The sequence below is a fragment of the Mycobacterium sp. genome, assembly GCF_035499775.1.
Classification (GTDB): Bacteria; Actinomycetota; Actinomycetes; order Mycobacteriales; family Mycobacteriaceae; genus Mycobacterium.
The window spans coordinates 1-11,519 of sequence record NZ_DATJYB010000496.1; the positions used below are offsets into that span (position 1 = coordinate 1).

Annotated in this window: 7 protein-coding genes and 1 pseudogene; 7 read left to right on the top strand and 1 reads right to left on the bottom strand. The window is 64.8% G+C overall.

Features of this window, described 5'->3' with window-relative positions; all coding sequences use genetic code 11:
* The first annotated feature begins 14 nt into the window (after positions 1 to 14).
* On the top strand, positions 15 to 3,140 hold the full coding sequence (locus tag VML93_RS30480) for a GAF domain-containing protein (protein ID WP_325616290.1): 3,126 nt from the start codon (positions 15 to 17) through the stop codon (positions 3,138 to 3,140).
* A 134-nt stretch (positions 3,141 to 3,274) separates the two neighbouring features.
* Here VML93_RS30480 and VML93_RS30485 read toward each other — a convergent pair.
* Positions 3,275 to 3,586 (bottom strand): annotated as a pseudogene (locus tag VML93_RS30485) (TetR/AcrR family transcriptional regulator); the annotation flags it as partial.
* A gap of 497 nt (positions 3,587 to 4,083) precedes the next feature.
* On the opposite strand from VML93_RS30485, the gene VML93_RS30490 reads away from it, so the two are divergent.
* The 6 genes from VML93_RS30490 (at position 4,084) to VML93_RS30515 (ending at position 10,966) form a co-directional block, all read left to right on the top strand.
* On the top strand, positions 4,084 to 5,400 hold the full coding sequence (locus VML93_RS30490; RefSeq protein ID WP_325616292.1) for an amidohydrolase family protein: 1,317 nt from the start codon (positions 4,084 to 4,086) through the stop codon (positions 5,398 to 5,400).
* A gap of 319 nt (positions 5,401 to 5,719) precedes the next feature.
* Positions 5,720 to 6,874 (top strand): VOC family protein, encoded by a 1,155-nt coding sequence (locus VML93_RS30495; protein WP_325616294.1) that lies wholly within the window; start codon positions 5,720 to 5,722, stop codon positions 6,872 to 6,874.
* Between the two features lie 36 nt (positions 6,875 to 6,910).
* Complete coding sequence (locus tag VML93_RS30500) at positions 6,911 to 7,828, top strand: fumarylacetoacetate hydrolase family protein (protein WP_325616295.1); 918 nt, start codon at positions 6,911 to 6,913, stop codon at positions 7,826 to 7,828.
* An 8-nt stretch (positions 7,829 to 7,836) separates the two neighbouring features.
* Positions 7,837 to 9,420, top strand: coding sequence for a bifunctional 3-(3-hydroxy-phenyl)propionate/3-hydroxycinnamic acid hydroxylase (locus tag VML93_RS30505; RefSeq protein WP_325616297.1), 1,584 nt, complete (start codon positions 7,837 to 7,839; stop codon positions 9,418 to 9,420).
* Entirely contained in the window at positions 9,417 to 10,313 is an 897-nt protein-coding gene (locus VML93_RS30510; protein ID WP_325616298.1) for a hypothetical protein, read from the top strand. Before VML93_RS30505 ends, VML93_RS30510 begins: the two co-directional genes overlap by 4 nt.
* Positions 10,314 to 10,369: 56 nt before the next feature.
* Complete coding sequence (locus tag VML93_RS30515; protein WP_325616299.1) at positions 10,370 to 10,966, top strand: hypothetical protein; 597 nt, start codon at positions 10,370 to 10,372, stop codon at positions 10,964 to 10,966.
* Positions 10,967 to 11,519: the final 553 nt, after the last annotated feature.

An 11,519-nucleotide genomic window follows, 5' to 3' on the forward strand; every position in this document is an offset into this window, starting at 1 on the left:
CGCGATGCATGCACGTGACGGAGGCTCGGCTGTCTTGCTACGACGACGACAAGACGGCCACCATCCTCACCGCCCGGCATGAGCCAGGGATGCAGAACCTCTCGAGCGGTACCCGCCTGACAGTGGCGGACGACGAGCTGCTGTCGAAGGTGTTCAGCACTGGGCATCCTGCCAGACAAGGAGCCGCCATCTGCACCGCAATAGGTGTTCCGGTCATCGTCGATGGCCGGGTTTGGGGGGTGCTTTCGGCGAGTTCGGCGGAGCGGGAACGGCTTTCGTCCGATTCCGAGGCGCGCATCGCAGACTTCGCCGAGCTGGTGGCTATCGCGGTCGCCAATACCGCGACGCGCGATCAACTGGATGCCAGCCAGGAGCGCCTGCGTGCTAGCCGCGATCGCCTGCGTCAGCTCGCCCGGCATCAGACGGCGCTGCGCCGGGTGGCAGAACTGGTCGCCCGCGAGGCGGAGCCTGCGGCGGTGTTCAACGCGGTAGCCGAGGAACTGGCCAATATTCTGAACGTCCACAACGCGACAGTGGGTCGCTACGAAGGCGATTACATCGTTATTGCAGCGCTTGGGCGTCCGGAGGTCGACCTGCCAAATCCACCGGCGGTGGGTGAGCGGTTCCCGCTGGACGGCGACCACGTCGCCGTGACGGTTCGGCGCACCGGACGGCCCGCTCGGATCGACAGCCACGAGTACGCGGCGGGTGCTTCGGCCGCACGCATCCGCGAGATGGGCGTGGAATCCATGGTCGCCGTCCCGATCATGGTCGGGGAACAGCTGTGGGGCGTGGCTGCCGTAGCCTCGCGGGGCGACCCGCTGCCGGCCGACACCGAGGTGGGCATCGCCGACTTCGCCGACCTCGTCGCGACCGCGATCGCCAATGCGGCGGCGCGCGAACAGCTGAGTTCCAGCCGCGACAGCTTGCGCGAGCTCGCCCGGCACCAGACGGCGTTGCGCCGTGTTGCGGAACTCGTTGCGCGCGAAGCGGAGCCGGGGGACGTGTTCAACGCCGTGGCCGAAGAGATGGCAGACTGCTTGGACATCTTCAACGCGCTGGTTCTCCGCTACGAAGGTGATGCGATGGCCATCGAGGCGGTTGCTCGACTGGACCCGGACATGCCGAACAAGCCAGCGATCGGGGAGCGGTTTCCCATGGAAGGCAACCACGTTGTCGGGATGGTTCGACGCACCGGCCGTCCGGCTCGGATGGACACCTTCGATGACGCGACGGGTTGGGCGACTGCCCGTGCGCGCGAGGTCGGTGCGCAATCCGCGGTCGGCGTCCCTATCCTGGTCGGCACACACCTGTGGGGCGTGGTTGTCGTACTGTCGCGTACCGGTCCATTGCCCGCGGAAACAGAGGGGCGCATAGCGGACTTCGCCGACTTAGTGGGCACTTCCATTGCTAACGCCGCCACCAGGTTTGAACTGCAGACCAGCCGCGACAGCCTGCAGGTGCTCGCGAGACAGCAGACGGCGCTGCGTCGGGTGGCCGAACTGGTGGCGCGGGAGGCAGAGCCCGCAGAGGTATTTCATGCGGTGGCCGAGGAGCTGGGGGAATGTCTGGATGCCTACAACACGACTGTGATCCGCTTCGACGGTGATTGCCTCGTCATGGAAGCTGTCGGGCGCGCCGAGGAGTTGAACGCCAACGCGCCGACGGTTGGTCAGCGCTTTTCGCTGAAGGGAGACCACGTCGCCCCGATGGTTCAGCGAACCGGCCGGGCCGCCCGCATCGACAGTCACGAGGACGCGGCCGGCCCGACGGCCGCGTTCATTCGCGAGCTCGGCATTCAGTCCATGGTCGCTGTTCCCGTACTTGTCGGAGGACAGGTCTGGGGCGCGGTTGCTGTGGCGTCCACGACGGGGCCCCTGCCGGCCGACACCGAAACTCGCATGGCCGACTATGCGGATCTGGTCGCCACCTCAATTGTCAACGCCGCCACCAGGTCTCAACTCCAGGCTAGCCGCGACAGCCTCCGCGCACTGGCCGACAACCTCAGCGTGCTGGCCAGGCAGCAAGCCGCGTTGCGGCGAGTCGCGACATCGGTCGCCCGGGGTGTGAGCCAGTCGGAGGTTTTTTCGGCTGTGGCCGAGGAGATGGCCGATTGTCTGAATGTGGGTAGCGCCGAGGTGCTTCGGTACGAGGACGACGGCGCGGCGATCGTCGTGGTCGCCTCCTACGCGACGCTCGGCGTGCCGCACTTGGAGGTGGGGGAACGGCTGAGCACCGAGGGCGACAATGTCTCGGCAATGGTGTTGCGCTCCCGTCAGGCGGTGCGGATGGACGACTGGGAGGGCGCCGCCGGCTCGATTGCCGACCGCTTTCGCGAGTTGGGTCTCCGGTCGCGCGTCGGGGCCCCGATCGTGGTCGACGAACGGGTGTGGGGAATAGCCGTCGTAGGCACCACCGCATCCGACCCCCTGCCCCCCGATACCGAGGGACGCATCGCCGAGTTCGCCGAGCTGGTAGCGACCGCGATCGCTGCCGCCACCACCCGCGCGGAGCTGATCGCTTCGCGCGCCAGGATTGTGGCCGCTGCCGATGACGCCCGCCGCCGCCTCGAGCGCGATATCCACGACGGGGCCCAGCAACGGATCGTATCGCTGGGACTGAAACTGCGGCTGGCCGAGGAGTCGGTGCCACCCGAGTCCGACGGCCTGAAACATGATCTTTCCGAAGCGGTTTCGGGTTTGAACGACGTGTTCACGGAGTTGCAGGAAATTTCCCGGGGCATTCATCCGGCGATCCTGTCAACCGGAGGGCTACAGGCGGCGCTCAAAACCTTGGCCCGTCGCTCGGCGGTGCCTGTCACGCTCGACGTCGCGATCGGGCAACGATTGCCAGACTCCGTTGAGGTCGCCGCTTACTACGTGGTGGCGGAGGCACTGGCCAACGCCGCCAAGCACGCTCAGGCCTCCGAGGTGACGGTTCGGGCGCACATCCACGACGAAAACTTGAACTTGATCATCTCCGACGACGGCATCGGCGGCGCCGACTCGGCTAAGGGTTCCGGGCTAATCGGGCTCAACGACCGCATTGAGGTGCTAGGCGGGCGGATGCGCGTCGCAAGTCCACCGGGACGTGGGACGACCCTGGACATCGTGATTCCCCACAGCACCTACGGTCGATGAGCGGAGCCAAGCCAATCATGTTGCGCGACCGCTCATCCCAGCCAGACCATTGATGATCAACCCGGAGTCCGAGCGCGAATTGCTCCTTCAACGGCACAGGCAGGTAGCCGGCCACAGCGTGGGTGGCGGGAAACATCGCGTTGGGCCATCGCGTTCGGGCCGATGGGCACATGCTCGACGAGTAGCGGAGCCACGTTGTGATGCCGGCCCAACACCTCAAACATGGATCGTCCGTATGACTCGCATGCCCGCTGCCATCCCATTTTGGCTAGCTCTTTTGTGCTGAACTCGACCTCGCCGAACACTCGGTCTACAACGTGGGCGATCACCTCGCCGCGGTTGGCGAAATGGCGATACAGCTTGGCCGTTCCCGACTCCAGTCGCTGAGCGAGGGTCCTCATCGAAAGCGCTTCAGCGCCCTCGTCATCGACTATCTGCAGCGCCATGTCGACGATCCGTTCTGGCGGGACGGGCGGCCGTCCGCGGGAGCGGCGACCGGGGGGTCTTCTTGGGTTAGCTCGCTGCGCGCGGTCACGCGCCCAGTATCGGGCGTCTTGACAAGCAGCGCAATAACGGCAACACTGTATCCATAATATCCAGCCCGGCGCTGCTCACCGCTGGCATCGACTCCAATTCAGACTGGAAGGACGACTTGTCATGCTGCTACCACTCGCCAAGGAACCCATTGATCGTACCCACGGTGCGACGTGATGATGGCCGTCGGCGGCAGAATGTCGGGCGAGTCGCTCCGCGAGGAATCTCGGCCGCTTATCGAGGCCATGCGCGTCGAAGAGAATCGCATGGTCGTTGGTTGCCGCCCTACGCGACGTTCGCCCAGCCGCCGCGGCACCTTCACCGCAATGACCACGAAGAGCGCGTCACCCATTGGCTTTCGGGCACGGTGCCGTGGGATGCGTCAGGCCCGGCCTGAGTACGCGTGCATATGAGGCACACCGTGCTGCGCGGAGCGCAGGTGGTCACCATGTCTCCGGACCGGCCCGACGCAGAAAGCATCGACATCCTCGTCGACGGAGACTGCATCGCCGACATCGGCAACCGGCTCGACAGTCCCGGCGCCGAAGCCGTCGATCTGTCCGGGCGCATCATCATCCCTGGGCTTGTCAACGCGCATCTACATACCTGGCAAAGTGCGCTGCGCCTAGCGGGCGCCGACTGGACATTGCCGGAATATCTGCACCGCATGCATGGGCGCCTGGCAGGGCATTACACGCCTGCCGATCTCTACATCGGGAATCTGGCCGGCGCTCTGAATCAAATCAACTGTGGCACAACGACACTCGGAGACTGGTGCCATAACAATCCCACGTCCGAGCACACCGATGCCGCCGTCGAAGGACTGCAGAAATCCGGCATTCGTGCCGTTTTCCTGCACGGCACACCGAACCGGGCACCCGATGTCGCTCATCCGGTGGCTGAGGTGGACCGACTGCTTGACGGCCCGGCCAGAGCACATGAGTTGCTCACCGTCGGGATGGCGATCGGCGGGCCGCAGTACTCGACACCACGTGTCGCGGTGGCCGATATGCGTGCCGCCGCCGAGCGCGACCTCATCGTTTCGATGCACCAAAGCGGCGGCCAACCCGCGGCCGCATGGGAAGCCGCATGCGGCGCAGAGTTGTTGGGCCCGCACACCAACATCGTGCACGGCGCCGGCCTGACCGAAGAGTGGATCGTTAGGCTGATCGCTGCGGGCGTCAGCTTTACCGCCACCCCGGAAAACGAGCTCAGTCACGGCCACGGCGTCCCAATCACCGGACGCCTGCTGACGCATGGTGCGGCACCGTCGTTGGGCACCGACACAGAAACGGCCGTGTCCGGCGAAATCCTTACCGCAGCGAGGATCGCGCTAGCCCAGCAACGCGGTCTAGACCACGAACATCACCGGCAGGCAACCGGCTTCATGTCCTTGACGCAGTCGGCCACCAGCAAGCAGGCGCTGTCGTGGGCGACCGTCGAAGGAGCACGCGCCCTCGGGCTGGCCCACCGCGTGGGCCGCATCCAACCGGGTATGCAAGCCGACCTCGTCGTCATCGATGCGCGGGCGCTGAACCTCTGGCCGGCGCAAGATTCAGTCGCCGCCGCCCTCTATGCCAATGTCGCCAACATCGAATCGGTGATGATTGGGGGCAGATGGCGCAAACGCGACTACTCCCTGATTGACGCAGACCTCGACGCTGTGAGAAGCCGGCTGCTCGAATCCGGCGATCGGCTCATCCAGGACTACCGTCAGCAGCCATGATTCCGATGCGCTGGCCTCCCCTGGATAACGAGTGGACATCGGGATCGCCGCGCATTCCAGCTTTCGAAAGCACCGCTCGACGAAGCTAACCCTCGGCACGCTTTGCTGCGCCTTCAAACACTTTGTCAGTCAATCCAGTTCTGACGATTCGTCAGACCGTGAATACCTGCTAGCAGGGTATGCCGATTGCCGTCAGCGGCAACGACATACGCACCCGGTCGCGGCATGCTTAGTCACGAATGCGGTGCGCCTCCGCGTGTCCCGCTGAAGCCCTGGCAATAAACGCCTTTCAAGGAAGGAAGCATCATGGGAGCGAGCAATGACTGACCAACTCATCGACGCCCACAACGCCCACAATGGCCTGCACAGCGAAGAGGGCGGCCTGCCCGGCGAGCACCCGGGACGCTCGGCCAACCCCGTGATCAAGGTCCACGACGTCATCTGGCTGGAGTTCGAGAAGCCCGACCTCAAGAAGGCCGAGGCGTTCGCGCTGGCGTTCGGGTACAGCGTCGTGCTACGTACCGATGACGAGCTGCAGCTGCGTGGCAGCGACGCCGGCGCGCCCTGTGTGCTGATCCGCCGCGGCGCGCGTTCTCGTTTCATCGGGCCGGCTTTCGTCGCCTCCGAGCAGTCCGACCTGCTGCGGTTGGCCGACGCGACCGGGGCCACCGTGCGCGCACTGCCCGAAAACCTGGGTGGAGTCACGGTTGACCTGGTCGACCCCAGCGGAATCTCCCTGCGGGTCGTGTCGGGCGTCCACGAGCTGCCCGAGCTGCCCTCGCAGAAACCCCACGTGTTCAACTTCGGCCCCAGTCACGACACCGTCCGGGCAAACGCCACCCAGCGTCCACCGCGGGTGCCCGCGCGCGTGCAGCGGCTCGGGCACATCGTCCTGCAGACGCCGAAATACATAGAGGCGCTGAACTGGTACCTGGACCACTTGGGATTGATTGTCAGCGACTTCTGCTTCTACCCAGGCCAGCGTGAGCGCGGACCAATCATGAGTTTCATCCGCTGTGACCGCGGCTCCGTCCCCGCCGACCACCACACGCTGGCGATGGCGCTGGGCCCGACCCACCGCTACGTGCATTCGGCCTACCAGGTCGCCGACTTGGACGCGCTGGCCGCCGGTGGCGAATACCTGCGCGAGCAAGGGTATTTCCGCTCCTGGGGCATCGGGCGTCACATCCAGGGCAGCCAGATATTCGATTACTGGCGCGACCCGGAGGGCGGGTTCCTGGTCGAGCACTACGCCGACGGTGACATGTTCGACAACACCCTGGAGCCCGGCTGGGCCCCGTTGACCTCCTCGGGTCTGTCTCAGTGGGGTCCCCCGCCGAGCAAGGACTTCCTGGGCGTGGGCACAGCGGGTGAGACCACGCGCGAAGTTGCCTTGATGCTCGATGCCTTACGCCACGACAACGAGTTCGACTTGTCCGCCCTGCGCGGGCTGTTCAACGTAGCAAATTCCTAACGTCAACCAACCAACCTAGAAAGTAAGGATTCGCAAATGTCCGTCTCGATCCTGCGCACCGCCGACGCATGGTGGGTGCAGACGCCGAATGGCGCCGCCCGCATCCGCACCGAGGCGGCCAGCACCGCCGAGGTGCTGGCCGACCGCGGGGCCATCGATGCCGCCGCGCACTCCACCGACACCGTGCCGGTGGAAAGCCTTCAGCTGCTGTCGCCCGTCACCACGCCGTGCCGCGTGGTGGCTCAGGCCACCAACTACGCCTCCCATGTGCGAGACGTCGGCCGCGACCCCGCCAAGACGCCGCTGACCTTCTTCCGCAAGGCCTCCGGTAGCGTCGCTGGTCCGTTCGACGACATCGTCAAGCCCCCGCACGTGCAGCTGCTCGACTACGAGGTGGAGATCGGGCTGCTGATGGGCCGTGACGTGCCGGTGGGCACCGAGGTGACCGAGGCCAACCTGGCCGAATTCGTGCACGGGCTGCTGGTGACCAACGACGTGTCGGCGCGCGATGTCCAGATGACCAAAGCGCAGTTCTACGAATCGAAGTCGTACCCGACCTTCACCCCGATCGGCCCGGCGCTGGTGCTAATCGATGGCGATGAGCTCAAGCGATTCGGTGACCTGCGGGTGCTACTGAAGGTCAATGGCGAGGTGCGCCAGAACATGGTGGTCGAGGGCGACATGCTCTACTCGCCTGTTCAGGCACTGCAGACGCTGGCGAAATTCCAGAAGCTCGAGGCCGGCGATATCGTGCTCACCGGCACCCCGGTCGGCACGGCGATCACCGCGCGAGGAATCGAGAACCCGCACCAGATTGACATGGCGACATTCCTTGCCGCTCAGGCAAAGAACCCCAATTACCTGCATCACGGTGATGTCGTGGAGGCCACGGTGGCCACCGACGACGGCTTCATCGACCTCGGCACCCAGCGCAACAAGGTGGTCTTCCGATGAACGCAAGCATGAACACACAATCTCACGGCGCCCCGGCTTCACTGCCGGACTTCGTGCCGGTAATCATCGTCGGCGCCGGCCCGACCGGCATCACCGCGGCCACGCTGCTGGGCCAATACGGCATTCCGACGGTGGTGCTCGACCGGCACGAAACCGTCTACCCGTTGCCCCGCGCGGTGCACGCGGACGACGAGATCTACCGCATCCTGGCTCGCCTCGGTGTCGGCGACGAGTTCGCCGCCCACCGGCGGTCCGCGCACGGTCTTCGATTGCTGGACAAAGACTTCAAGGTGCTCGCGGAGTTAAAGCGCAGCGCGGAGCCCAGCGCCAACGGCTACCCGCAGATGAACATGTTCGACCAGCCCGAGCTGGAAACGCTCATGCGCACCAACCTCAAGAGGTATCCGCACGTCATCTTACGGGGCGACGTCGAGGTCACCAGCGTGACGCAAAACAAGCCCGGTCGGGTGCGGGTGAGCTTCCTCGATCGCGTGCGCGGTGGCGAGCAATCCATCGAGGCCAGCTACGTGCTGGGCTGCGATGGCGCCAACAGCTTGGTGCGCGCGTCGATGGGCTCGCACATGTATGGACTGTCGTTCCAGCAGGACTGGTTGGTCATCGACGTGGACACCGACGCCGAACTCAACCAGTGGGAGGGCTGCCACCAACTCTGCAGTACCGAGCGCGCCGGCACCTACATGCGGGTCGGGCCTACCCGATACCGCTGGGAATTCCAGCTGAAAGACGGTGAGACCGCGGCGGATTACCAAAAAATCAGCCACATCGAGCCGTTGATCAAGCCGTGGCTGGGCGACACACCCACCGAGCAATTGCGGCTGGTACGTGTCACCGCCTACACCTTCCGCGCGAAGGTGGCCAGTAGTTGGCGCGAGCGCAATGTGTTCGTCCTCGGCGACGCCGCCCACCTCACCCCACCCTTCGTCGGCCAGGGCATGGCGGCGGGCTTGCGTGACGCGCTCAACCTGACCTGGAAAGTGGCCGGGGTGCTCGGCAAGTCGTTGCCCGAAAGCGTGCTGGACACCTACGAGCAGGAGCGCAAAGCCCATGCGGCCGCAATGATTCTGATGGCCGTGTCGGTCGGAGCCGCGATGACCGGCGGCGGCCGGCTCGGCGACGTGGTCCGCAAGGTGGTGTTCCCGCGGCTGGCGCATGTGCGCCTGCCAGGCACGCGCACCAGCGCCGCCGACGGCGTAGCGCCAGGGCTGCACCGGTCGGCACTGGTGGTCAAGTCCCGCAGGCCGGGGCAGTTGGCCGGTAGCCTGAGCCCGAACCCTGTTTTGCGCGATGGCCTGCACTTCGATCAGGTGGTAGGGAACCGGTTTGCGCTGGTTACTTCCTCACCCCCGACCGCATCGCAAGAGAAGCAGCTCAGCAGCCGCGGTGCGTTCGTGGTCTCCGTCAGTCCGGAAAGCCAGCTTGGTCGCTGGCTGCGGGGAGGCCGAGCGAGCGCCGCCATCGTGCGACCCGACGGCGCGGTCATGCAGGCGGGCAAGGACGTTCAGGCGCTGTGCGATGCCATGCCGTCCTTCTCGGTCGGTCAGGGCGCCGAAGGTGAAGGCGACCGCCGATGACCGAGCTGCTGGTACTCAACGACGGCAAGCAGGAAATGCAGGCGGTGTCTTTGGACGGCACTCGGGTGCGGACCCTGATCACGGGAATCGACGAGAGGGCCGACGGCATCGTCGTCGACCAGGTGCGGGGCCACGTGTATTGGACGAACATGGGCGCTCCTGACCCCGGGAGCGGCCCACGTTCGGAAGAGGCCTACGCCCGCAACGGGTCACTGGAGCGTGCCGATCTCGACGGGAGCAATCGCGTCACGATCGTGCCGCGCGGGACCTTCACGACCGGCAAGCAGCTCGCCGCTGACTTCGAGGCGGGCGTGCTGTACTGGTGCGATCGCGAGGGCATGCAGGTGCTGTCGTGCAACCTTGACGGTAGTGAGCTGCGTCCACTGGTGGTGCCGGCGGCCGGTGACGAGGCCGCGCAGGCGGCCAGCAATCACTGTGTCGGCATCGCCGTGGATCTGGATCGGCGCTTGCTGTACTGGACGCAGAAAGGTGCACCAAAAGCCGGCGAGGGCAGGATCTTTCGTGCCCCCCTTGATCTGCGGCCGGGCACCAGCGCCCAGCACCGCGACGACATAGAGCTGCTGTGGAAGGACCTGCCTGAGCCCATCGATCTGCACCTATTCGCCTGCGCGACGCTGGTGTGGACCGATCGGGGCGCCGAGCCTGAGGGCAACACGCTCAACCGTGCGATGGTGCAGCCGAGCGTCGACACACCCGAGATCCTCTCTCGCGGATACCATGAGGCGATCGGCGTGGCCGCCGTCTCCGAATCCGAGTTCTACGTAGGCGATCTCGGCGGCAGCATCCGTTACGTCAACCTCGACACCGGTGTCGACACGGAAATGGTGCACCTCGGCATGGGGCTCACCGGCATCGCGCTCGCCGACCTGTAAGTGACGGAAGCTCTTGAGTCGCAGCGCACCTCGCAGCGCACGAACGCGCTAGGCAGGTGAAGATGAGCTTTTGGATGGAGTTCTGGCACAACCTGACCCCCGGACAGGGCACACTCCTGGGCGGCGCATTCGTCGTCCTCGCGGGCATCATCGCGTTCGGCACGGGTGGGCTCGACCGCAGGTCTCAGCAGAAGCGTTTCCACTACGATGAGATGAAAACGCTTTACGCTCAGGCATTGAGCGTGGGCCGGGACCTGGAGGTGCTCAAGGCTCTTCCGCCGGAATTCCGCGCGCAAGTACTGACTGACAAAGCGGAGGCTATCGATAGGGTGATCAGCGAGCTGGCCCTTACCGGCAATTACCAAACCGCTGATCTTGTGATCGCTTACACCTACCAACAGTCGGTTCAATTAGGAGAATGGGTCAGACAAGTCGAGTCCGAAGAGGGCTTGACAGACCGAATCCAGAGATGGTTAGACAGCATGCCCGAAGAACAACGGGCCGCGCTGCAGAAATACGAGGACGTGACGGTCAATCGCCGAGACGTGGTACAGGCCGCACGCAGAGAGCTGGGCTTGTATGTGCCGGTGGGGTCACGCTACCGGCGCGTGCTGCGCACAACAATCAAAGGTCAACAGTTTCCCCTGAACTGACTGCAGCTACTGAAGGTAGCCGCAACCACGAAACAGACGCCAGCATGGAAGACATTTCGACCGGCCATGCTCAGATGATGAAAGTCGCACTCTTAGAAGGAAGGTGGGGCTAATGCTAACGCCACTGCTAGCGGTGTTCGCGTTGCTGTCTCTCGCGTGGGCATTGCATGACGGTCATACCGCGCGCGAGCGCCAGAATCGGGACAAGCGCTGGAATAACTAGCGCTCCAACACCGCTCGTCACACGCTTCATCCGCTGCTAAAGCCGCCGATCCGGGGCAACTAATCGGGATCTCGTGACCAGCCGTGCAAGCATGCACGTGCAAGCATGCACCACGAACGGTGGTCATCTCGGAGAAACGCGCGAAGCTCATCCAGGGCATCGAATTGCGGCGCCATCGCGAAGCTTGAACCCAACGCGACCGCTGGGCGTGAGCCATCTTTGATGGCAACATCATTGAGTTATGGCCGACTATCCGATGTATTTCGGACGCGGAAGCATACTGGGCCGCATCAAGGATCGTAGAGTTGTCCCTTCGGCTGCCATCGACTT

Excerpts from the sequence above, each read along its gene's own strand:
- VML93_RS30490 (WP_325616292.1), top strand. The coding sequence starts at position 4,084 with ATGAGGCACACCGTGCTGCGCGGAGCGCAGGTGGTCACCATGTCTCCG.
- VML93_RS30510 (WP_325616298.1), top strand. The coding sequence starts at position 9,417 with ATGACCGAGCTGCTGGTACTCAACGACGGCAAGCAGGAAATGCAGGCG.
- VML93_RS30505 (WP_325616297.1), top strand. The coding sequence starts at position 7,837 with ATGAACACACAATCTCACGGCGCCCCGGCTTCACTGCCGGACTTCGTG.
- VML93_RS30495 (WP_325616294.1), top strand. The coding sequence starts at position 5,720 with ATGACTGACCAACTCATCGACGCCCACAACGCCCACAATGGCCTGCAC.
- VML93_RS30500 (WP_325616295.1), top strand. The coding sequence starts at position 6,911 with ATGTCCGTCTCGATCCTGCGCACCGCCGACGCATGGTGGGTGCAGACG.